Here is a 22,136-nt window from a genome sequence, read left to right on the forward strand (position 1 = left end):
CCGATCAAGCCTCACCAGGCCCGCCCGCATCCGCGCCAGGCGTGAACGACGGGCGGGTGTCGCGATCTGGCTTGTCACCATGCCCATTCTCTTTTCCGGTCGCAGGTCCTTTGCCTCCGCGAAACCGTCGTGCAATCTCCTCGAAAGCCGCCTGAAGCTCTGCCTCGTCAATCTCGATCTCCCCAATCCCGGCCTTCAGTGCGATCCGGCCGATGCGTTCGGCCTCGCGTGTTTCAGCCGCTCTCAGTTGGTCCTGTAATTTGGCGATTTCTTCCCTGATCTTCGATGACGGCTTCTTCATTCCGGTTGCTCTCCTTGGCGTCGTGGCGTTGCATTTGCGACGCCAAGTCTCCCCCGGATGCTCGAAAAATGGAATCTGCAGATCTGCAGATCGCCAAGGGCGATGCTTTCGTGAATGATCCCGCCGTTCCGAAGGAGCGGTTCCAAGGGCGCAATTATACGTCGCTGATGCGACGTGGTTGCTTTCCGCCCTGGCGGGGCCGTCGTGGGGTCGTCGCCCCCGACGAACGAGATTCGAACCGGGAGTGTTTACGCGGTGGCCATCGCCCATTTCTCAGCCAGCATCATCAGCCGCGGCGACGGCCGCAGTGCCGTGCTGTCTGCGGCCTACCGGCATTGCGCGAAAATGGAATATGAGCGAGAGGCGCGCACGATCGATTACACACGCAAACAGGGCCTGCTGCATCAGGAATTTGTTCTGCCAGCCGATGCCCCGAATTGGGTCCGCTCCCTTATCGCCGATCGCTCTGTATCGGGAGCGGTCGAAGCCTTCTGGAACAAGGTCGAGGCCTTCGAGAAGCGCTCCGATGCCCAGCTCGCGCGAGACCTGACAATCGCACTTCCGCTGGAGCTGACGGCCGAGCAGAACATCGCACTGGTACGGGACTTCGTGGAAAAGCACATTCTCGCCAAGGGCATGGTTGCCGACTGGGTCTATCATGACAATCCTGGAAATCCGCACATCCACCTGATGACGACATTGCGGCCGCTCTCCGAAGATGGGTTTGGGGCAAAGAAGGTTGCAGTCATTGGTGAGGATGGCCAGCCTGTCCGCACGAAATCTGGTAAGATCGTCTACGAACTCTGGGCCGGTTCGACCGAAGATTTCAACAAGCTGCGCGATGGATGGTTCGAACGCCAGAACCATCACCTGGCGCTCAGTGGTATCGATCTCCGTGTCGATGGCCGCTCCTACGAGAAGCAGGGCATAGACCTGGAGCCGACCATCCATCTCGGCGTCGGCGCCAAGGCGATCGAGCGCAAGGCGGAAAGCCAAGGCGTGCGTCCGGGGCTCGAGCGGATTGAGCTGAATGAGAAGCGGCGAAGCGAGAACACCCGTCGAATTCTGCGACGCCCGGAGATCGTGCTCGACCTGATCACCCACGAGAAAAGCGTCTTTGACGAGGGTGATATCTCCAAGGTGCTGCATCGTTACATCGATGATCCCGGCATGTTTCAGCAGTTGATGGCGCGCATCATCCAGAGCCCTGATGTTCTGCGCTTGCAGCGCGACACGATCGATTTTGCAACCGGCGACAAGGTGCCGGCCCGTTACTCAACACGGGCGATGATCCGGCTGGAAGCGAGAATGGCGACGCAGGCGATATGGCTGTCAAACCGGGAGGGACGTGCGGTTTCCCCAACCATACTGGATGAGACATTCCGGCGGCATGTGCGACTGTCGGATGAGCAACGGATTGCAATCGAACGTATCGCTGGCCCGGCTCGCATCGCGGCTGTCGTAGGCCGTGCGGGCGCGGGCAAGACCACGATGATGAAGGCGGCGCGTGAGGCATGGGAACTGGCCGGCTATCGCGTTGTCGGCGGCGCGCTTGCGGGCAAAGCGGCCGAAGGCTTGGAGAAGGAAGCTGGCATTCAGAGCCGCACGCTCGCGTCCTGGGAATTGCGCTGGGGCCGTGGCCGCGACATGCTCGATGACAGGACCATCTTCGTCATGGACGAGGCCGGAATGGTCGCCTCCAAACAGATGGCGGGCTTTGTCGATGCCGTGGTCAAGGCAGGGGCAAAGATCGCGCTGGTCGGTGATCCCGAGCAGCTTCAGCCGATCGAGGCGGGGGCTGCCTTCCGTGCCATTGTTGATCGCATCGGATATGCCGAACTGGATTCGATCTATCGCCAGCGCGAGGACTGGATGCGCAAAGCCTCGCTTGATCTGGCGCGGGGCCGCGTCGGAGATGCGCTCGCCGCCTATCGCTCTGAGGGCAGGGTGCTTGGTTCCGAGCTGAAGGCTCAGGCTGTCGAACACCTCATCGCGGACTGGTACCGTGATTATGACCCTGCGAAGTCCACATTAATCCTCGCTCACCTGCGCCGTGACGTGGGCATGTTAAACGGCATGGCGCGTGACAAGCTGGTCGAAAGCGGCATCATCGGCGAAGGCCATGCCTTTAGAACTGCCGACGGCATCCGCCAATTTGACGTAGGTGATCAGATCGTCTTTCTGAAGAACGAAGGATCGCTCGGCGTCAAGAATGGCATGATCGGTCATGTCATCGAAGCGGCGCCGAACCGGATCGTCGCTGTCGTGGGGGAAGGCGATCAGCGCCGCCAGGTGACGGTCGAACAGCGCTTCTACAGCAATCTCGATCATGGCTACGCGACAACGATCCACAAAAGCCAGGGAGCGACCGTCGACCGGGTGAAGGTGCTGGCTTCGCTGTCGCTCGATCGGCATCTGACCTATGTGGCGATGACCCGCCACCGCGAGGATCTGCAGCTTTATTACGGGAAGCGGTCCTTTGCCTTCAATGGCGGTCTATCGAAAGTCCTTTCCCGCAGAAACGCCAAGGAAACCACGCTCGATTACGAGCGCGGAAACCTCTACCGCGAGGCACTGCGGTATGCAGAAAACCGTGGTCTCAACATCGTCCAGGTGGCGCGTACGCTGCTGCGCGACCAACTCGACTGGACACTGCGCCAAAAAAACAGACTTGCCGATCTTGCTCAGAGGCTTCGTGCAATCGGTGAGCGCTTTGGCCTCCAACAATCCCTGAAAACCCAAGCGATGAAGGAGACAGCACCTATGATCGCAGGCATCAAGACATTTTCCGGTTCCGTCGCCGATACGGTGGAGCAAAAGCTCGACACTGATCCAGCCCTCAAAAAACAATGGGAAGAGGTCTCGACCCGCTTTGTTTACGTCTATGCCGATCCCGAGACTGCCTTCCGGGCGATGAACTTCGATGCAGTGCTGGCAGATAAAGATAGCGCCCGCCAAGTGCTTCAAACGCTTGAAGCGGAGCCGGCATTCATCGGACCATTGAAGGGTAAGACCGGTATTCTCGCCAGTAAGGCCGACCGCGAGGACCGTCGCGTCGCAGAACTGAACGTCCCCGTGCTGAAGCGCGATCTTGAGCATTATCTGAGGATGCGCGAGACTGCCGTGCAGCGGCTGCGGGCTGACGAGCAGGTATTGCGCCAGCGCATATCGATCGACATTCCAGCGTTGTCGCCGACGGCACATGTGGTGCTGGAGCGCGTGCGCGATGCGATTGACCGTAACGACCTGCCAGCGGCCATGGCGTATGCGCTCAGCAATCGTGAAACCAAGACTGAGATCGACGGGTTCAACCAGGCCCTCGCCCAGCGGTTTGGGGAACGCACGCTGCTCACCAATGCCGCGCGGGAACCCTCCGGAAAGCTGTTCGACACACTCTCTGAAGGAATGCAGCCGGAGCAGAAAGAACGCCTGAAGGAAGCTTGGCCGGTCATGCGCACAGCCCAACGGCTTGCTGCCCACGAACGCACCGTGCAGTCATTGAAGCAGTCGGGGGAATTGCGTCTCACCCAGAGCCAGACCTCGGTGCTCAAGCAATAACGCGGCGGCAGCTACTCTTGTCTCTGGCGGGTGTCGGCGTGGTCATCTCCAGTCTTGTCGCGACCGGGTGGATTGGCGGCTATCGACTGAACCTGACGCCAAGCGAGCCACTCGGGCTGTGGCGTATCGATGCGCTTTTCCGCGACGTCGATGTCGGAGATCTCGTGTTCGTCTGCCCGCCGGCTACAGCCACATTCGAAGAGGCATGGCAGCGCGGCTATCTCCGGCGCGGACTGTGTGCCAGCGGCTTTGCACCGCTCATCAAAACTGTTGCAGCACTCCCTGGCCAGCACGTCGCCATTGGCGAAACGATCGAAGTCGATGGCGTGCCGCTGGGCGCATCCCGCCTCCGAAAAAGTGATGGGCAACGGCGGGTGATCGTCCCGTATTCCGGTGGTGTTGTGCCGCGAGGATACCTGTTTCTCCACTCATCCTTTGAGAGCTCCTATGACTCACGATATTTTGGACCGATCCCCGATAGCGGGCTCCTCGGGCTTGCCAAGCCGATCCTCACGTTTGATCCCTGAAAGCTGGCGCGGACCGGTCCTGGTCGGGCTGTCGATCGTGGCTGGGACGGTCGGCTGGAGTGGAAACATCATGACCTTGCCGGTCGTGATGCTGTTCCCGCTACTCTGGGCGCAATCGCCGTCACGTTTGGTCGCTGCTGCCGTCTCAGCTGGTTACTTCCTCGCCGCTTCCCGCGGCTTGCCCCAGGGCGTCGCCAATTTCTACGCCGCTGATCTTTGGCCCGGCCTGCTACTTTGGGCGGTTGCCTCGCTTGCTTTCGTTGTCGTGCATGCCGTCCTCTGGGCAAGGCAAACGGAAAGGTTACGGGCGGTACGTTATGTGGTGGCCATGGTGCAGATGGCTCTGCCGCCATTTGGGATCATTGGCTGGGCGCATCCATTGACCGCGGCCGGCATCCTGTTTCCAGGATGGGGATGGTTTGGTCTCGGTGCTGCCGCGATCCTGTTGGTCGTCATGACCGGTCGAAGGTGGAAAATCGCGGTTGCGGCCCTGGTGGGACTACACGCCTGGTCCGCCACGAACTGGACGCAGCCCAAGGCACCCGACAGATGGAAAGGGGTTGATCTCGCGCTCGGGCAGAGGCTCGGTCGTGACAGCTCGCTCACCTATCAACGCGGTCTGATCGCAACCGCGCGTGCGATGGAGGACGGGAAGGCTCGTTTCGTCGTTTTGCCGGAGAGTGCGCTCGGCTTTTGGACGCCGACCGTGGCGCGTCTCTGGCAGGATGGCTTGCAGGGATCCAGCGTCACCGTGATCGCCGGTGCAGCGGTCATCGATGCGGCCGGTTATGACAACGTCATGGTGGCTATCTCTGCCAGCGACGCCCGTGTTCTCTATCGAGAGCGGATGCCGGTCCCGGTCTCCATGTGGCAGCCGTGGCTCGATTGGACAGGGCAGGGTGGAGGTGCACGCGCTGACCTTTTACGAAATCCGACCGTCGATATCGACGGCCAGAAGATCGCGCCTTTGATCTGCTATGAGCAGCTTATCCTTTGGCCGGTCCTGCAATCGATGATCCTCTCCCCCGCCGTCATTGTCGCCACGGGCAATGGATGGTGGACTGTCGGCACCTCGATCGTTGCCATCCAGAAGGCAAGCGTGACTGCCTGGGGCAGGCTGTTCGGCGTGCCCGTCATCGTGGCGTTCAACACATAGGATATTTCCCGATGGTCGATGCTGCCCTTATCCAGCAATGCGCCGATCCTGCTCTAAAACCCGCAATCGTCGAGCAGTTCATCGAACGGGCAGGGTCCCAGGATCCACTCTTTATTAAGGTTCGCTCTGGGAGCCGAGTCATTCTGGTACCTAAGCCAGCGACACCGGATGATGCCCTGACGCTGATCCGTAACAACCTCGGTCGAAACACCGTGCGCGTTGGGATAACTCAATATCCCGCTGGCCTCGGCATCCTGGAGGCCGGGCAACTGAAGCCCGACCTCGTCGATGCATGTACGAACATCCGCATGGGCACGGCGCTGTTTGCCAAGGTCTACCGGATCGTCACCAAATGGTATGGCAATCCAACCAACAAAGATGTGCTGCCACAGGTACTCGATGATGCCATCATTGCTTGGCAGACGGGGTATTTCGAGGGGGTGGCGGTGTTTCGGGCAGAGGATCCCGTGGACGGGAAGATTGATGAGTTCGAGCAAGACGGAAAAGGTTCCACCCGTAGAGAGGATGAGAATGAAATCAACCATACGACAGCACCGGCTGGCAATGATACAGACGACCCAAACAGCGCAGGCATTCGGATTGACCTTTCAGGTATTGGTGCTCGTTCGCAATACAACGGCTTAGCAGGCGATCCCAATTAGGCTTGACGGCGCCGATCTTCCAAAATGTTCTCGGTAACGTCTCCCCAGCGAGCGAAAATGCCAAGGATAGATACCTCTTCATCCTTGACAATAAGGGCTATGCTGATGCGACTTCATACTGAAGGGTGACCGGAAGAGCGCTGCTGAACATCGCAAGTTGCAAAACGCCACCATCAAAGCGGCGCGCGAAATTACGTTGGGGTTTGTGAGAAAGACCAGGCTGGAACACGACCAATCCTGTGTCCGGCTCAAGTTAAGGCGACGCGACTATGCCGTTGGCCTAGTGGCTTTCCCGTAACGAAGCGTATTCAGTTGCACTCGTCTTGTTGCGCCTTTCATACTTCTGGCCATGCGGCCATTTCAGGTCTTGCGGGATGCCCCAATATTGCGTTTATCAATCAGATATTACAAGGCTTCGGAACGGTAGAATGCCATGAAATTTCGCGATTTAGAGATAAAATCCTTTCGAAAAAAGTCGAAATCTGGTCCACCTACGTGCTCATATATACGATGCTCATTGGAACGTTTCTTTCGATTTTTATGCATCCATATAAACTATGCTAATGATAGGAATAATCTTGTCTATTATATAAATAAATTCAAATATTTATATTTTATATCGCAATAATTATTGGCCATTGGACTGCACTTTCGTTCAATCTTTCGTTTTAGTGTTTTTCTTCTATCGTGAATAAAGGGGTGTCAGAAACAGATCGCCCGAGGCTGGCGTGTGGCTATTGGCCGAAACGATTGGGGAGCGAAGATTGAACGCACAGGAAGAAAGATCACGTGACTGGGTATCGATCCGTCGCCCGTTCGCAAAGGCTGGTCTGGAAACGATGACGGCGCGATATATCCAGCAATCCTTTAAACCGCATGCACATGATGAATATGTCATAGGGATCATTGAGGGAGGTGTTCATTCTGTTTGGTGTCGTGGCATTCATCATAACATGCCGTCAGGCACTGTGGTCACCATGCATCCAGGTGATGTCCACTATGGCAATGCGGCAATTGCCGAGGGCTGGAAGCAGCGGATGATTTACATCAGTGAAAATGAAATTGGAAAATTCATTAGCGACATTGCAGGTGGAGACAAGTTTTTGCTACCTGATTTCAAACAAACGTTTCATGATCGGCCGGATCTCGCCCATTCCTTCGCGCAGTTTCATGAAGTCTTGCATAGCTCACCCTTGGCATTGGCACGTGATGTTGCGCTTGATTCGATTATGCGCGTCACAATTGGTGCCTTGTCGCCAGATTTCGTGAAGGCAAAAGACGCAAAGCAGCCGTCCGGTCGCATTGCAGATGCCGTTGAGTTCTTGCACAATCGCATCGAAGATGATGTCACGCTGGACGAACTTTGTGATGTCGCTGGTTTGAGGCGGCGGCAAACCATTGAAGCATTCAAGCGGTGTACCGGATTACCCCCGCACGCTTATCACGTTATTCAAAAAGTGAAGGCCGTCAAAACTATGCTACGTGATGGTTTTTCGGCAACCGAGGCGGCCGCACGAGCTGGATTTGCTGACCAAAGCCACATGACGCGCCACTTCGTTGGGGTGGTCGGAATGACACCTGGTGCCTACGCTCTGGATTGCCAAAAAAAATATTAACCCGCGTTTTCATTCTATCCGATTCATGACCGGCTCTCTTAGCTTGGTTGCGTAAAACCCGCTCATCTTGCGGGAAATGCAGTCAAAAAGGAAATCCCTATCGTGGTTGGGTTTAGAAATGCCTCATTATCGAGAAGACCTGTTGCTGTCTCCATGTGGGCAGACTTGGCAGTCCTCGGGGTCGCTGTCGTGTGGGGGACTAGCTATCCCGTTGCAAAGGGAGCGCTACTATACGCTCCAGTCTTGATCCTTATTCTTTATCGCTTCCTGATCACGACGATTATCATGATGATCGTAGCGCGTCGCGAGATTGTGGCTATGTCGCGGGGAGATATTCTACGGGGATTTTTACTTGGGTCGATCCTGTTTTCAATTTTCCTTGCAGAAACCTATGGGGTCGCTTTGACGAGTGCGACGAATACGGCGCTAATCATCTCCCTTTGTGTGATCTTTACACCAATTCTGGACTACGGGTTGTCACGGAAACTTCCGCCGCCTGCCGTTATTGCGAGTGCCATCGTTTGCTGCGTTGGCGTCGGTATCTTGACCGGTGGTATAAACGCCTTCGGTGCAGGTGACTTGCTCGTTTTGGGTGCAGCAGTATTACGAGCCATTATGGTTGTCTCGACAAAGCGGCTTATGTTCGGTCGCCAGATTTCCTCTGCGGCACTCACTGCAATCCAGGGTTTTTCGGTCACAACGCTGACCTTGGTTGTCGTGATCGCTCAATTTGGTGTCGGCAGCATTGCGGTTGATGCCGATCCCCAATTTTGGTTTGCAGTCGCATTCCTTTCGCTCTTTTGCACCATCGCGGCATTCTACATACAGAATGCTGCGGTCAGGAGAACAACGCCAACGCGTGTTGGATTTCTGATGGGGACTGAGCCCTTTTTTGGCTTCCTCCTCGCACATCTTTTGCTCGCCGAACCGATCAGCGCGACAAGCGTATCGGGTGCTGCCCTCATCCTCGCAGGGTCCTTTGCCGGAATTCTCTCCGAAAACAGGAAAAGATCATGAATTTCGTTATTTTCATAATTAGCGCAATGTCGTTCTTGTTTACGGTACGAGAACAGAGAAAAGCTATAGGGCAGCCGCGACTAACCCTACGCTCATCGGCAATAGGGCGCGTTACCGCCTATCTTTGACGTCACGGAGACGGATAGGCGCAACAGGGCCGGACAGCGAATTATTTCAGCCGAGTCAATTTCGTCATGGTCAATGAGTTCTGCTGCTTCCTCCGCCTTATACGAAGAGTCATTGAAAGTGACTCTTCGTATTCCCTTTGAAAATATCTCAAGCCTCTGATGCATTTGAGATATTTTCAATTTCTCAAGTCGAGGATGCGTCAGCATGTCAGAGACTTGGTATTATGCGACGCTTAAATGACAACCGCACAAGTTTTATCGGTTCACCCATCACAGCGAGAATATGAAGACAAGCAATGAAATATTGTTTTTAAAAACTGTTCTTTTCTTAAAGCCAAAGTCAAAGAGTTACTATTTTGCGCGCTGATTGACAGCCTAAGACTACACAAAATGATTGATTTTTCGCGTTGCATAACCGCGGACAAATTAACAACGGAGGAAGGCACTAACGTCACTTTCCTAAGCCGTGGCAACGTTTTACCTGCGCAATCCTATTGGAGATTATATGTCCTATAAAGTACATATTAAGGCATCGGATGTAATAGATGTTCATGTCGGCTGCCGTATCCGTTTACAGCGTGTGCTCAAGGGAATGAGTCAGAAGGCGCTCGCCGAAGGGGTCGGTGTAACCTTTCAACAGGTCCAGAAATACGAAACTGGCACAAATCGGATTGGCTCAAGCCGGCTTCAGGCCGTCGCCAGAATTCTCAGTGTCCCTGTCGCGTTCTTTTTCGAGGATGGCCCTCAGAGTTCTTCCCCTTCGCAATTGCCCGAGGCCGGCATCGGCAAGGAAATCACGCGGTTTATTCGTTCAGAGGAGGGGTTGGCCCTCAATCTTGCTTTCACAAAAATCCAGGATGCCAATGTCAGGCGAAAGGTCATCGGACTGGTGAAGACGCTGGCAAAAGAGCATGCAGAGTGAGACCGGAATGCGTGCCCAGATGATTGCCGCGAATACGCTGATGGCTTGCTCGGCTGCATCCGAAAGGGCACCGTAAAGTTAAAGAACTACGGCCAAAGCTGGCACTCGCCGCTTCCTCTCACGCAGCCTGCAGGCGCGCGAATTCACTCCACATTTGCATGGCTGCGGTTCTCAGTTCACGGTGATGGTGGGACAGGATATCGTGGCGTGGAATGTGGAAGAGATTTGCGACCGGGTCATGGATGGAGACGAAACGCTGGAGATGTCGAGCTGATTTGAAGCCCTTCATGATGCGCTCTCGCCGTCGTGTCGGTTGATGTGAATTCTCCGCCCGGTTATTCAATCCCTTGTGTGAACGGTGTTCGACGCCGGGCATGATGTCGCGTTTGGCCGCGCCGTAGGATCCGAGTTTGTCGATCATCATCACTCTCGGTGCTTGACCCTGTCCTTTCAGAAGCTTTCGTATCAGACGTTTGGCGGCCTTGGTATTAGGGCGGCTCTGCACCAGCACATCGAGAACGAAGCCATCCTGATCGACGGCTCGCCACAGCCAGTGCTTCTTGCCGCCTATGGAGATGACGACTTCATCGAGATACCATTTGTCGCCAAGCTTTCCGGCTGAACGCCGCCGGATTTCATTGGCAAAGCGGCGACCGAATTTCTCGGCCCAAAGGCGGACTGTCTGGTGCGAGACAATAATCCCGCGCGCCGCCAGTAAGTCTTCGACCATCCGCAAGCTGAGCGGGAAACGAAGATAAAGCCAGACGACATGAGCAATCACTTCAGCTGGGAACCGGTGGCGGCGATAAAGGGGATCACGAACGGTTTGGGTCATGTCGCAAAAATCGCACACGCCAATCGCCGCGGGGTTAACGTTACGATGCCTGCGTTCGGCCTTAGCGTGTTTGTGAGGACAGACCTTGTTCCAGCCCCGAGATGCTATGTGGCCAAATGATGGGTGAGAATAAAGCGCGCTTCAGGAGTGCCATCGCAGACATCATAAGCGGCTCCTGCCGATCAACTGCATCATCGCGACGGCAGTTAATCTGAGAATTTTCCCGGGCAGGTTCTCACGTTAAATACCAAACCGGCTAGAAGCACCCGCATCCTCAGGGTTCACTGCCAACCGACAACTCTTGGTGATTTTGGTAAACAATTCCAACTACGCCTTGGCCACGCTGCGCCTGTAGGCCTCGAAAGTGATCGCCATAATTAAGATGATAGGTACGGTCGCAGAAAAGGCGGTCGTTACCCCGAACCGATCGGACAAAGCGCCCAGAGCAAAAGACGCGACCTGCCCCCCGAGAGTCAGAGAGACAACCATCAGCATAGACAGAGCAGCACTGGATGAAGGATTATGATCCATAGCGCGCCCCAGGAAGATTGGAAAAAGACCCCCGATGCCGGCGCCGAGGATAACATTTCCAAGCAACATCAAGGGCGCAGTGGCTGCTATAATGACAATCGTTTCTCCGACAAGGGCAAGCAAAAGCATCGTTCTTTGAATGGCTACGGATCGCACAGCGCCATCGAACCAGATGACGAAGACTCTGGAGGCGATCATGCCAGCGGTAAAGGCCGACAAGCCGAACCGTGCCAGGTCCTGCGGCAATCCTTCTTCCAGCGCGTAGCTTACGAACCAAACATTTTGTGTCCACTCGGTCGCGCCGAGGGCAAAACTAGCGATGGCGAGCGAAACGAGACTGGCGAGAGGTAAGATGTTGAGACCGGTGCGAGCATCCATGGTACTATCAGCACGTTCATGGAACACTTCTGCATTTCGACCAAGGAGTTGAAGAGCGAATAACCCGGTTATCAACGTGAAGCCAAAGGTGAGGAGCAAATAGAAGCTCTGCCAACTTATTTTCCAAGAAAGAACCGCCACGATTAAGAGCGGTGCAGCCATGTTGCCAACACTGAAAACAACGTCGAGGACCGCCAGCGCCGATGACCGACGATCGACAAAGAGTTCACCAAACAGTGTATGAGACGCCGTAAAGATCGCGCCGCCACACAGACCCAGTGCAAGATAAATTGCATAAAAAAGACTTGGCACTGTGGCTGTAAACTGTAGCAACGAGAAGACGGCGGTCAGAGCTGAAAGGAGCGTCAGAACAATGATCGTACCGTAGGCTCTGAGGAGGCGTTCAGCGGCGAAGGACCCGACGCTGAATCCGATCGACCAGATTACGAAGACCATGCCCGCCATGAAGGGCGATAGCGAAAAGGTCTCCATGGCATTAGGGAGAAGTGCGCCAATAGAGACGCCCAGCATACCCCAGAAGAAAAATGATATGCTGGCCGATACTCCAAGCAGTAAACGATTATTGGTCAAAGTGAATTACCGTCTTGAGATGAGGAGTTGTGTAATATTCGGCGAAGAACTGAATGACCTCCTGCGGACGCCAAAAGGACATATGGTTCGTCATCATCCAGCCCGGATCGATAATCCGTCGGAGCAACAGTTCCTTTGCGGTCTTCATGACGAATGCCGTCTTGTACATCGGAAAATGGTCAACGTCGAAAGCGGCCGAGGCAAGCGTAATGCCCTTCGCTAGCAGCAACCATGTATCGAATTGCTGGAGCGTCTGGGACGCACCATAGAGTACATATTTGGAACCCGGCTTGGCAGCCCGCATCGCCGCGCGACGAGGGCATGAGTCTGCTTCTATGTTGACCAAAGGCGGTAGAGCGTCAAACACATAATCAAATGCATCGTCATCCGACTCTCGTAACTCTTCTGCAGAACCGAATACGAAATTTGCATACTGGCTTCGCGCAATTTCCTGGCGTGCCTGATTGCGTTCAAGAACAGCAACCGACTTCGTTGCATAGAGGGTCTGCAATATAGCGCCGGCGATCGCACCGCACGGTCCACCGCCAAGAACTAACACTCGGTTTCCAACGGCGGGTGGATGGGTAAGGATCGATCTCAAGACCGCTGTAATCGGCTCGATCAGGGGCGCATCACTGTCCGAGATCTCGTCTGGAAGCGTAATCGCCGCCGCCCGTTCATCATCTTTGAAAAAGCGGCCTGTCTTGAAAGGTGATGATCGCAGATCTCCGGCGAAAAGGGGACGCAAAGCCCGGTATTCTGCCATCCCGCCGAAATCTGTTTGGCCGAAATAAGCAAGGCGTTGTCCTTGGAGGGAGGACGGGCATTCGGGACCGACATCAACGACGATACCGCTATATTCGTGGCCAAGGATCACCGGGTAGTCCTCGGCAAGGAGATTGCCATGATAATGCGAGATGTCAGTAGAACAAATCGAGACGGCCGATGTCTTAAGCAGAACGCCATCTACAGGGGTCTCTGGCACTTGGCGCTGTGAGATCGAGAGCCGATTAGGGCCGTTGAGTTCGATGACTTGCATAGTAGTTGACATTGAGGAACTCCTTTTTGGGAAAAAATTTCCTTGGATGTCCATCATGTGTGCGATCTCTCTTGGATCGCTTCTAGTGCAGTGCAATATCTGGGGAGATGGGTGCAGCCTAGGAGATTTCAAGCCCCAGGTAATCAACTTTTGATAGACTGTCGAATAACCCGCTGTAGTTGAATATCATTTTCAGATGAACGGCTATGCTTCAAGGCGATTTCGGCTGGGGGACGACCTCCACCAGAGGAGCACAATTGACGTCTAGCTCTTCAAGGATCCACCATGCACTAGGTGTTTGGTCCCAACATATGGAGGGGCAATGCCTTAGCGTAACCAACAGACTGCAGGCTTTTGTTTTAGAATATATTTTTCTATCGGGGTCATTGGTTCGGTTCCCATCAAGGCGAGACAACTCGGGCTGAACGAGGCGTGGACGAATCCACGCCTCATGTTGCTTAGGCTTCGATAACACAGCCGAGCCGCGTGAGAGACGCGTCGACCCAGGCGCGGTCGTTCTTCCCGAGCTTAATGTTTTCCATCTGCTTTATTTCTGCCGCGTGCTTCTTCGATGCGGCTTCGAATACAGTCTCGACCGAGGACAGCGGGACCGACAGAAGGCCATCAGCGTCGCCGCAGATGAGGTCGCCCGGCTCGATGACCATGCCGTTGATGGCGATAGGCACGTTCACTTCGCCCGGGCCATCCTTGTAGGGGCCGCGGTGGGTGACACCTGCTGCAAAGACGGGGAATGATCCGGCCAGCAGTTCTTCGCTGTCGCGGATGGCGCCGAAAATAACGATGCCGCCGAGACCGCGCTGCGCTGCATGCGCAACCATCAATTCGCCGATGATCGCATTGCTGAGGTCACCACCAGCATCAACGACGACGATGTCACCGGGCTCGGCAATGTCGAGTGCCTTGTGGACCATCAGGTTGTCGCCGGGGCGCGCTTTGACCGTCACGGCGGCGCCCACCATTCTCGGGCCCGTATAGAACGGGCGCAGCGGCGCGCCGCCCGCTGTCATACGGGACATGACATCGCTCACATTGGCGACAGGCAGAGTTCTGAATTTCTCCACCCATTCCGCGCAGACATTTTGCTTACGCTTGCATACTCTGAAACCCAACATTTCGATTCCTCCGTTTTCAAATTTGGTGGTTTAGTTCTGGGCGAGGTTCTGGTTGGCGAGTGCCCGACGATCAAAGGGCGCGCCGGTGAGGACATCGACGATGTGCTGCGCGCTCTGTAGCGCCATGTTCCTCAGCGCTGATCGGCTTGCCCCGCCCACGTGAGGGGTGGCGATCAGGTTTGGCAGCGCCCAGAACGGGTGATCGGCAGCCGGTGGTTCCTGCTCGAAACTGTCGAGTGCCGCACCTGCGATGCTGCCGTCCTTCAGTGCATCCAGAAGAGCCGCCTCATCGATGACGGCGCCGCGCGACGTGTTGACGATGAAGGCCGTGGATTTCATCACCTTCAGCCGCTCGGCATTGATGAGGTGATGGGTCTGCGGTGTCAGCGGGCAATGCAGGCTGACGATATCGCTTTGCGCGAGGATGTCCGACAGGTCGCGGCTCACGCGCGTGCCATCTGCGTCCTCCGCAAACGGGTCGTATGCGATGGTTTCCATACCGAGGCCTTGCGCAAGTTTCGCCGTCCTGCGCCCGATCTCGCCAAAACCGATGATGCCGAAGCAGGCGCCCGCGAGGTCGCGTCCGACATATTTCGTCTTCGGCCAAGCGCCGCCCTTCACGGTGTCGCTCAGGCTGCCGATGTCTTTCATCAGCGTCACGGACAGGGTGATCGCAAGTTCTGCGACCGACTGTGCGTTAGCGGCGAGGGCGCGCAGAACCGGGATGTTGTGGGAAGTGGCGGCGTCGAGATCGATATTGTCCACGCCGCTGCCGTGTTTTGCGATCACTCGAAGACGGGAGGAAGACGCGATGACCTGATCGTTTATCTGGCCTTGTCTGACGAGGATCGCATCAACCGCGTGTGTTTTGGCGATCTCAGCGAGATTTTCCGAGCCGCTGTAGCCATCCGCATAAACGATCTCGATTGCATGTCGTTTAAGAAGTTCTGTTGCTTCAGGTGCCAATTCCGCCCCAGTCACAAGAACTTTGAGACCTCTCGCAATCGCCGTTGATAGGTTTGCAGCAGCTTCCGCTGCATTGATTTTGTTCACTAAACCCTCCCGAACTCCGGTGCGTCGCCTGACAGGTAAGCGACGGTTGACGAATCCTTATTATCGGTTATTGTACTAGATGAAAAGATGTTGTACCTAGTACAACATCTTTTTGAGGGAGGTTTGATCCAATGCCAGGCAATTCTTCAGGTGTCGCAGCTGTTGAACGCGCTGTTTCGATGCTGGAAGCTTTTACCGATGTCGACTATTCGTTGACGCTCGGAGAGCTTGCGCGTCGCACGGAACTCGACAAATCCACGGTGTTGCGCATCGCGCGCTCGCTTGCGAAATCCTCCATGCTCGTTCGCAATGATGATGCCAGCTGGCGGCTAGGGCCGAAGCTCGTGCGTCTCGGCGGGCTGTATCAATCCACGTTCAAGTCATCTGCGATCGTTGAGCCTTTGCTTGCCCAGATCAGCGATGAGAGCGGCGAGAGCGCTGCGGTTTACGTGAAAGAAGGCGTTGTCCGCGTCTGCCTTCATAGGCACGATTCCACACAATCGATCCGCCACTCGGCGCGTGTTGGCGATGCGATGCCGCTCGATCGCGGGGCGCCCGGGCGTGTCATTCTGGCTTTCACCGGTTCCAGCGGAAAGCTCTATGACGATATTCGCGCGAAGGGGTTTCATGTCACCATCGGCGAGCGCGACCCACAGGTCGCGAGCGTCGCCGTCCCGGTCTACCGCGACGGACAAGCCCTCTTTGGCTCTTTGGCTTTGACCGGCCCGCCATCGCGTTTCAACGAAGAGGCCGTGTCGAAAAATCTCGAAATTCTCCGCGTTGCCGCGCGCAAGCTCAGCGCTGCGCTTGGAGGAGACCCCGGCTAGTTCCAGAGCGGGTGCCGGGCCCGCATAGCGTTCCTTGGGAGGAGCATATCGATGAATATGATGAGAACAGCGATCTTGGCGGCCAGCAGTTTGCTTGCAACGATTGGCTCGGCCCATGCCGAGTGGCCGAAGGATCGACCCATTCAGATGATCGTTGCTTTCGCGCCGGGCGGCAGCACAGACGTCATGGCGCGTGCCATGCAGCCCTATCTTGAAAAGGAACTGGGCGCAGACATCGTCATCGAAAATCGCCCCGGCGCATCGGGCGAAATCGCCTATACGGCGTTGGCAAAGGCCAAGCCGGATGGCTACACCTTCTCCTACATCAACACGCCCGGTTTCTTGTCCATGCAGGTGCAGAGAAAGCTCGGCTATGATCCAAAGACCATCAAGCCGATTGCCCGTATCGTAGACGACCCGGCGGCTATCGTCGTTCCTGCGGCGTCAGAAATCAAAACCATCGCGCAATTCATCGAAGCAGCGAAGGCAAAGCCCGGTGCGGTTTCGTTCGGCTCATCCGGCATCGGCACGGATGATCACCTTGCCATCATCATTCTCGGCGCTGAAGCCGGCACCAAGATCACGCATATTCCGTTCAACGGTGCTGGCGAAACCCGCACCGCGATCCTTGGCGCACAGGTGACCGGCGGCGGTCTCAACGTTAGCGAGTTCGGCGGAAACGATACGTCCGGCCTGCGGATGATCAATACCTTCGGCAAGGAGCGCTCGCCTGAGCTTCCAGACGTGCCGACAGCCATCGAATCCGGTTTCAATGTCGAGATGACATCCGAGCGCGGCATCGCTGCTCCCCGCGAAGTGCCGGCTGAAATCGCCGACCGTTTCGCTGCCGCCGTCAAGGCAACGCTGGATAACCCTGAGTTCCAGAAGCAGGCCAAGCAGATGGCGCTGCCACTGGCTTATCTCAGCGGTCCTGACTGGGAAAAGGAAATGCCAACGCGTCTCGCTCGCTTCCAGAAGATCTGGGACACTACTCCTTGGGTGCAGCAATGAGCGTTAAGCCTGTAGCAAACGGTCGGGACTTTCCCGATATTCTTGCGGGTGGCGTACTGATATTTCTGGGAGCGCTTGGCCTTTGGGCCGGGCGCGACCTGACATACGGCACTCCGGCAATGATGGGCCCCGGTTTCCTTCCGAAGTCCCTCTGCGCCATCATCGCGCTCATCGGCGTGATCGTCCTTATCAAGGCACTTTCCAAGCCGCATGAGTCACTGGATGCGGTTAACCCCAAGCCGTTGCTTATTCTGGTCGCCGCCATCGCAGGATTTGCGTTTGCAGCCGAACGCTTCGGCTTTGTCGCTGCAACCATCTGGCTTCTGGTTGTGGGAAGCCTTGCCGATCCGGAATCGCGCTGGAAGGAGATTTTCATCTCGACCGCAGTGCTGACGACGCTCGGCGCGCTTCTCTTCGTTTACGGACTTGGCGTCCAGATGCCGATTTGGCCCTTCTGACGACCTTTCCTGATTTGATCGGATTATTTCGATGGCTTTTCTCGACGTCCTTATGCTCGGATTCTCCGAGGCCCTGACACCAACCAACTTAATGTTTTGTTTCATCGGCGCGCTTCTGGGAACCCTGATCGGCGTCTTGCCGGGTATCGGCCCGACCGCAACCGTGGCGATTCTTCTGCCGGTGACGTTCTTCCTGCCGCCGCTTGGGGCTTTGATCATGCTGGCCGGCATTTTCTACGGCGCGCAATATGGTGGCTCGACAACGGCCATTCTGGTCAATCTTCCCGGTGAAGCCTCGGCGGTGGTAACCGCGATCGACGGGTACCAAATGGCACGAAAGGGCAGGGCGGGTGCCGCCTTGGCCATTGCAGCGCTTGGCTCCTTCTTCGCGGGCACGGTCGCAACGATCGCGCTGGCAGTTGCCGGACCGACGCTGTCTGCCTTCGCACTGTCCTTCGGACCGGCCGAGTATGTAGCGCTATGTATCTTCGGTCTGCTCGCGGCCACCATTCTCGCCCATGGTTCTGTCGTGAAAGCCATCGGCATGGTCTGCCTCGGTCTCGTGCTCGGCATGGTTGGCATTGACGTCAACAGCGGCTCGGCCCGCATGACGTTCGGCTCGACCGACCTTTATGATGGCATCGATTTCGTCGTGATAGCGGTCGGTCTGTTCGGGATCGCGGAAATTGCCACCAATCTCGAATCCAAGGAAATCCGCGGCGTTCTGCAAAGCAAGATCGGTCGGCTGTGGCCGACGCGGGAGGAATTCAAGGACAGCTGGGCCGCAGTTCTGCGCGGCACCGGCGTTGGAACGATCCTCGGCGTTCTCCCGGGTGGCGGCGCGACGTTGAGCGCCTTCAGCGCCTATTCCGTCGAAAAGCGCATTTCGAAGACGCCGGAGAAATTCGGTCACGGTGCGATTGCAGGTGTTGCCGGACCGGAGGCTGCGAACAATGCCGGTGCGCAGGCATCGTTCATTCCGCTTCTGACGCTGGGTATCCCCTCCAATTCGATCATGGCCATGATGCTGGGCGCGATGACGATCCACGGCATCACCCCCGGCCCATCGGTCATCCAGAACCAGCCGGAACTGTTCTGGGGTCTGGTCGCATCGATGTGGCTCGGCAACGCCATGCTGCTCGTCATCAATCTGCCGCTGATCGGACTGTGGGTGAAGCTGCTGCAGATTCCGTACCGCCTGATGTATCCGGCTATTTTGCTGTTCTGCTGCGTGGGTGTTTACAGCGTCAGCAATCGTGGCTTCGACGTGGCACTGGTCATCCTCTTCGGTATCCTTGGATACGTCCTGCGGAAGGCAAAATGCGAGCCGGGTCCTCTGCTTCTTGGCTTCGTTCTGGGCCCGCTTCTGGAAACAAACCTGCGCCGTGCAATGCTCTTGTCGCAGGGTGACTGGCTGGTTTTCTTCGAGCGACCGATCAGCGCCGTCCTCCTGGTCATCACGGTCGCGATGCTGCTGACGCTGATCCTTCCCACCATTCGCAAGAACAGAAAAGCCGCGTTCGAAGCGAGCGAAGACTGACATAAAAGGGCGCCGAGAGGTGCCCTTTTTCACTGTCTTCGAGGCAAATCAAAAGGCCCCCTCGGTGGTCATCGGTGAAGGCTGAAAATCATGGTTTCCGCTCTTTTTGCTTCGGCGGGGCATCGCTTGCGCGATGTCCTATCTCTTGATGATTTCGAGGTTCTGGCGAAACGTCATTTGCCGGGGCCGCTCTTTGGATACATTGCCGGGGCAAGCGAGACCAATGCCTCGTTGCGCATGAATGCCGAGGCGTTCAGGGACATAAGCCTCACGCCACGGGTTCTCAGAAACGTTTCGACCAGAACCACAAAGACAATCTTGTTCGGCGAGGAATGGAGCGCACCGTTTGGGATCGCGCCGATGGGTATAAGCGCCCTGATGGCCTATCGCGGCGATCTCGTTCTTGCCAAGGCTGCGCAGGATGCCGGGATTGCCATGATCATGAGCGGCTCATCCCTGATACGGTTGGAGGAGATTATCGAAGCTGCACCTCGATCATGGTTTCAAGCCTATCTACCGGGCGAGCCGGACCGGATCGATGGATTGATAGATCGCGTGGCTTCGGCAGGCTACAAAACTCTTGTTCTGACGGTGGATACCGCCGTACTGGCCAATCGCGAAAACAATATCCGCGCTGGCTTCTCGACACCTCTTCGGCCAAGCCTTCGTCTTACCTGGCAGGGAATGACCCATCCGGCATGGACGATTGGGACTTTCGCACGAACGATACTCACTCACGGCATCCCCCATTTCGAGAATTCGTATGCGACACGCGGCGCGCCGATCATTGCGTCGAACGTCATGCGAGACTTCGGCAAGAAGGATCATCTGAGCTGGGGCCATTTCAGCCGTATCAGGCAAAGATGGACGGGGAACCTGGTCGTGAAGGGGATACTTCATCCCGAAGATGCAGCCATGGCCGCAGAGCGTGGGGCAGATGGTATCATCGTGTCCAACCATGGCGGCAGACAACTTGATGGCGCTATAGCCCCGATGAAAGCTCTGCCTGCGATAGTGGATAGAGTAGGATCAGACACGGTCGTCATGATCGATGGTGGTATTCGTCGGGGGACAGATATGGTAAAAGCCCTCGCGCTTGGTGCAAAATTTGTGTTCGTAGGCAGGCCGTTCGTCTACGCCGTGGCGGTAGGTTCAAAAGCGGGTGTCGCGAAAGCCACCAGCATTCTTTCAGATGAATTGCATAGGGATATGGGGCTGTTGGGTGTGACAGAAATTATTGAGCTTCCATCAATTCTTACTCGCATCTGAAATTTCGTTCCGTCGCCAAAACTGGAAAATGGGCTCTGTTGCAAAGATTTCAAATCGAAACGAAATTCCCTAACCTACTTCGTCAAGCGGCCTGACTTTCTCGGTTCTGGGCGAGCAGTGCCGAGGCTTCCGTGAGAGCGTTTGGCCCGATACCGAAAGTACGCTCATCGATCCTTGCTTCTCCACAAATGTCGCCCGTCAGGTTGAAAATGGCTGCCTGACCTTTGCGCACAGCGCGCATGACCTCAAAACCCTTGATCGTGGCGTAGGCGGTTTTCAGCGTTTTGAACCCTCTCACCGATCTGATCAACTGCTTCAGCTTGCCGTGATCAGCCTCAATGACGGTGTTCAGATATTTGACCTGCCGGTGCATGAACTCTGCGGGGTATTTGCCTTTAGTCTTCAGTTGCGAAAGCGCGATACGGTAGGTCGGTGCCTTGTCGGCGTTGATGACGGTCGGTGTCTCCCAATCCTTCAGGTCATTTAAGGCTTTGTCGAGAAAGCGCTTCGCCGCTTTGGCATTGCGGGTCGGGGAAAGATAAAAATCAATCGTGTTGCCGAGTTTGTCGACAGCCCGGTAGAGATAAGTCCATCGTCCGCGAACCTTAATGACAGTACCAGCGTACCGCCCAAAGGATAACCTCACCCTGAAAATGGCGCACTTGAACCGAAGGTCCACGTCGTTTCGCAAACGCAGGCACCGGACATCGACGCTTGCGGCCAGTGTTGCGGCGCTGGCTGTGCCCAGCAATAGGGGTCGGTTCCGCTATCAGTGCAGTTGTTCAAAAGATGCTATTGACCAGCGCACGTACATCTTGCTCCGAATAGGGCTTGGTGAGGAATGGCGCGAGGGTGAGCCGAAAGACTTGTGTTGCGAGTTGATCAAGCGTCATGCTTGTTTGCAACAGATGTGTCAGATGGCCAATATTGTTGAAATGGGCAAGTCCATGCGGTGACAGAACAAGATAGGTCGCAATGGCGCGTGGGTCAGCATCAATGATGTCTCCCTCAGACTGGCATTGGCGCACCAGTCCTACGAGGTTTCCAAAGGCTGTCCGTTCACCCTTGCGGGCTTCTTCCCATTCACCCGCCAGATTTACATCAAACATCACGCGGAAGAAGCCAACGTTTTCCATGGCAAAACGCACATAGGTTGCCCCCATTTGTTCCAGCCTCGCCAATGGAGGCAGGTCAGGGGCCTCAATCGTGCGATTTTGATAAAGGGCCAACTGGCGAAAACCCTCACTCGACAGTTCGGCGAAGAGAGACGCCTTATCGGAAAAGTGGCGATAGACAGCGGTGTGGCTTACCTTTTCGCGCATGGCAAGCTCCCTGAGGCTGAAGGCTGGGCCGTCCCGTTCCACAGTCAGTTCAAGTGCTGATCTAAGCAAATCCTCACGCAGATTTTTGCGATGATAAGGCTTGTCCGCCGCGACGGCGGGAACAGACTTTGCAGCTCCTGCCAAAGGTTTTCGCTCGCTGCCCGCGTTATCCTCGATATGCTTCATGGTCCCTCTTGGGGCGATCGTTTTTTGATGTCGCTCGCCGTTTTCTCTACTACGCGCGTTCACACAACACACCAAC

19 protein-coding genes and 1 pseudogene are annotated in these 22,136 nt (G+C 55.9%); 12 read left to right on the top strand and 8 right to left on the bottom strand.

The window, feature by feature from the left end; translation table 11 throughout:
• Nucleotides 1-4: 4 nt before the first annotated feature.
• Nucleotides 5-301: a conjugal transfer protein TraC gene (traC, locus tag AVI_RS25955; RefSeq protein WP_015918237.1), complete on the bottom strand. Its 297-nt coding sequence runs from the start codon at nucleotides 299-301 to the stop codon at nucleotides 5-7.
• 255 nt (nucleotides 302-556) lie between these two features.
• On the opposite strand from traC, the gene traA reads away from it, so the two are divergent.
• The 7 genes from traA (at nucleotide 557) to AVI_RS25995 (ending at nucleotide 9,887) form a co-directional block, all read left to right on the top strand.
• Nucleotides 557-3,859, top strand: a complete 3,303-nt coding sequence (gene traA, locus AVI_RS25960) for a Ti-type conjugative transfer relaxase TraA (RefSeq protein ID WP_015918238.1) — start codon at nucleotides 557-559, stop codon at nucleotides 3,857-3,859.
• Nucleotides 3,856-4,386, top strand: a complete 531-nt coding sequence (gene traF, locus AVI_RS25965) for a conjugative transfer signal peptidase TraF (RefSeq protein ID WP_041699929.1) — start codon at nucleotides 3,856-3,858, stop codon at nucleotides 4,384-4,386. The genes traA and traF overlap by 4 nt, the downstream gene beginning before the upstream one ends.
• Nucleotides 4,307-5,542: a conjugal transfer protein TraB gene (locus AVI_RS25970; RefSeq protein ID WP_080517083.1), complete on the top strand. Its 1,236-nt coding sequence runs from the start codon at nucleotides 4,307-4,309 to the stop codon at nucleotides 5,540-5,542. The genes traF and AVI_RS25970 overlap by 80 nt, the downstream gene beginning before the upstream one ends.
• A gap of 11 nt (nucleotides 5,543-5,553) precedes the next feature.
• Complete coding sequence (locus tag AVI_RS25975) at nucleotides 5,554-6,204, top strand: TraH family protein (protein ID WP_015918241.1); 651 nt, start codon at nucleotides 5,554-5,556, stop codon at nucleotides 6,202-6,204.
• 764 nt (nucleotides 6,205-6,968) lie between these two features.
• Entirely contained in the window at nucleotides 6,969-7,820 is an 852-nt protein-coding gene (locus AVI_RS25980) for an AraC family transcriptional regulator (RefSeq protein ID WP_015918242.1), read from the top strand.
• 153 nt (nucleotides 7,821-7,973) lie between these two features.
• Nucleotides 7,974-8,837 carry a DMT family transporter gene (locus tag AVI_RS25985; protein WP_049777508.1) on the top strand — a complete coding sequence of 288 codons (864 nt, stop codon included), beginning with the start codon at nucleotides 7,974-7,976 and terminating at the stop codon, nucleotides 8,835-8,837.
• 633 nt (nucleotides 8,838-9,470) lie between these two features.
• Nucleotides 9,471-9,887 carry a helix-turn-helix domain-containing protein gene (locus AVI_RS25995; RefSeq protein ID WP_015918244.1) on the top strand — a complete coding sequence of 139 codons (417 nt, stop codon included), beginning with the start codon at nucleotides 9,471-9,473 and terminating at the stop codon, nucleotides 9,885-9,887.
• 118 nt (nucleotides 9,888-10,005) lie between these two features.
• Here AVI_RS25995 and AVI_RS26000 read toward each other — a convergent pair whose 3' ends face one another.
• The 5 genes from AVI_RS26000 to AVI_RS26020 all read right to left on the bottom strand — a co-directional run bounded on the left by AVI_RS26000 (nucleotide 10,006) and on the right by AVI_RS26020 (nucleotide 15,447).
• Nucleotides 10,006-10,722 carry an IS6 family transposase gene (locus AVI_RS26000; RefSeq protein ID WP_015918245.1) on the bottom strand — a complete coding sequence of 239 codons (717 nt, stop codon included), beginning with the start codon at nucleotides 10,720-10,722 and terminating at the stop codon, nucleotides 10,006-10,008.
• A 327-nt stretch (nucleotides 10,723-11,049) separates the two neighbouring features.
• Nucleotides 11,050-12,222: an MFS transporter gene (locus AVI_RS26005; protein ID WP_139192305.1), complete on the bottom strand. Its 1,173-nt coding sequence runs from the start codon at nucleotides 12,220-12,222 to the stop codon at nucleotides 11,050-11,052.
• Complete coding sequence (locus AVI_RS26010) at nucleotides 12,212-13,318, bottom strand: zinc-dependent alcohol dehydrogenase (protein ID WP_139192304.1); 1,107 nt, start codon at nucleotides 13,316-13,318, stop codon at nucleotides 12,212-12,214. The genes AVI_RS26005 and AVI_RS26010 overlap by 11 nt, the downstream gene beginning before the upstream one ends.
• Before the next feature lie 401 nt (nucleotides 13,319-13,719).
• Nucleotides 13,720-14,394: an RraA family protein gene (locus AVI_RS26015; protein WP_015918248.1), complete on the bottom strand. Its 675-nt coding sequence runs from the start codon at nucleotides 14,392-14,394 to the stop codon at nucleotides 13,720-13,722.
• Nucleotides 14,395-14,424: 30 nt separating this feature from the next.
• Nucleotides 14,425-15,447 carry a hydroxyacid dehydrogenase gene (locus tag AVI_RS26020; protein ID WP_234627039.1) on the bottom strand — a complete coding sequence of 341 codons (1,023 nt, stop codon included), beginning with the start codon at nucleotides 15,445-15,447 and terminating at the stop codon, nucleotides 14,425-14,427.
• A gap of 131 nt (nucleotides 15,448-15,578) precedes the next feature.
• Between AVI_RS26020 and AVI_RS26025 the strand changes: the two genes are divergently transcribed.
• The 5 genes from AVI_RS26025 (at nucleotide 15,579) to AVI_RS26045 (ending at nucleotide 20,552) form a co-directional block, all read left to right on the top strand.
• Nucleotides 15,579-16,274, top strand: coding sequence for an IclR family transcriptional regulator (locus AVI_RS26025; protein ID WP_015918250.1), 696 nt, complete (start codon nucleotides 15,579-15,581; stop codon nucleotides 16,272-16,274).
• Nucleotides 16,275-16,325: 51 nt separating this feature from the next.
• Nucleotides 16,326-17,285, top strand: a complete 960-nt coding sequence (locus AVI_RS26030) for a tripartite tricarboxylate transporter substrate binding protein (protein ID WP_015918251.1) — start codon at nucleotides 16,326-16,328, stop codon at nucleotides 17,283-17,285.
• Nucleotides 17,282-17,743 (top strand): tripartite tricarboxylate transporter TctB family protein, encoded by a 462-nt coding sequence (locus AVI_RS26035; RefSeq protein ID WP_015918252.1) that lies wholly within the window; start codon nucleotides 17,282-17,284, stop codon nucleotides 17,741-17,743. The genes AVI_RS26030 and AVI_RS26035 overlap by 4 nt, the downstream gene beginning before the upstream one ends.
• A 31-nt stretch (nucleotides 17,744-17,774) precedes the next feature.
• Nucleotides 17,775-19,283 carry a tripartite tricarboxylate transporter permease gene (locus tag AVI_RS26040; protein ID WP_015918253.1) on the top strand — a complete coding sequence of 503 codons (1,509 nt, stop codon included), beginning with the start codon at nucleotides 17,775-17,777 and terminating at the stop codon, nucleotides 19,281-19,283.
• Between the two features lie 90 nt (nucleotides 19,284-19,373).
• Nucleotides 19,374-20,552 (top strand): alpha-hydroxy acid oxidase, encoded by a 1,179-nt coding sequence (locus AVI_RS26045; RefSeq protein ID WP_015918254.1) that lies wholly within the window; start codon nucleotides 19,374-19,376, stop codon nucleotides 20,550-20,552.
• A gap of 82 nt (nucleotides 20,553-20,634) precedes the next feature.
• Here AVI_RS26045 and AVI_RS26050 read toward each other — a convergent pair.
• Both AVI_RS26050 and AVI_RS29385 read right to left on the bottom strand, forming a co-directional pair.
• A pseudogene (locus tag AVI_RS26050) lies at nucleotides 20,635-21,214 on the bottom strand (IS6 family transposase).
• Between the two features lie 120 nt (nucleotides 21,215-21,334).
• A complete protein-coding gene (locus AVI_RS29385) occupies nucleotides 21,335-22,060 on the bottom strand; it encodes a TetR/AcrR family transcriptional regulator (protein ID WP_015918256.1) in 726 nt (241 codons plus the stop codon).
• Nucleotides 22,061-22,136 lie beyond the last annotated feature (76 nt).

The organism is Allorhizobium ampelinum S4, from assembly GCF_000016285.1.
In the GTDB taxonomy this organism is placed as follows: domain Bacteria; phylum Pseudomonadota; class Alphaproteobacteria; order Rhizobiales; family Rhizobiaceae; genus Allorhizobium; species Allorhizobium ampelinum.

Bases quoted from the DNA above. Each gene is read 5' to 3' on its own strand.
- traC (WP_015918237.1), bottom strand. From the start codon at position 301: ATGAAGAAGCCGTCATCGAAGATCAGGGAAGAAATCGCCAAATTACAG.
- AVI_RS25970 (WP_080517083.1), top strand. From the start codon at position 4,307: ATGACTCACGATATTTTGGACCGATCCCCGATAGCGGGCTCCTCGGGC.
- AVI_RS25975 (WP_015918241.1), top strand. From the start codon at position 5,554: ATGGTCGATGCTGCCCTTATCCAGCAATGCGCCGATCCTGCTCTAAAA.
- AVI_RS25985 (WP_049777508.1), top strand. From the start codon at position 7,974: ATGTGGGCAGACTTGGCAGTCCTCGGGGTCGCTGTCGTGTGGGGGACT.
- AVI_RS25995 (WP_015918244.1), top strand. From the start codon at position 9,471: ATGTCCTATAAAGTACATATTAAGGCATCGGATGTAATAGATGTTCAT.
- AVI_RS26000 (WP_015918245.1), bottom strand. From the start codon at position 10,722: ATGACCCAAACCGTTCGTGATCCCCTTTATCGCCGCCACCGGTTCCCA.
- AVI_RS26010 (WP_139192304.1), bottom strand. From the start codon at position 13,318: ATGATGGACATCCAAGGAAATTTTTTCCCAAAAAGGAGTTCCTCAATG.
- AVI_RS26015 (WP_015918248.1), bottom strand. From the start codon at position 14,394: ATGTTGGGTTTCAGAGTATGCAAGCGTAAGCAAAATGTCTGCGCGGAA.
- AVI_RS26025 (WP_015918250.1), top strand. From the start codon at position 15,579: ATGCCAGGCAATTCTTCAGGTGTCGCAGCTGTTGAACGCGCTGTTTCG.
- AVI_RS26030 (WP_015918251.1), top strand. From the start codon at position 16,326: ATGAATATGATGAGAACAGCGATCTTGGCGGCCAGCAGTTTGCTTGCA.
- AVI_RS26035 (WP_015918252.1), top strand. From the start codon at position 17,282: ATGAGCGTTAAGCCTGTAGCAAACGGTCGGGACTTTCCCGATATTCTT.
- AVI_RS26040 (WP_015918253.1), top strand. From the start codon at position 17,775: ATGGCTTTTCTCGACGTCCTTATGCTCGGATTCTCCGAGGCCCTGACA.
- AVI_RS26045 (WP_015918254.1), top strand. From the start codon at position 19,374: ATGGTTTCCGCTCTTTTTGCTTCGGCGGGGCATCGCTTGCGCGATGTC.
- AVI_RS29385 (WP_015918256.1), bottom strand. From the start codon at position 22,060: ATGAAGCATATCGAGGATAACGCGGGCAGCGAGCGAAAACCTTTGGCA.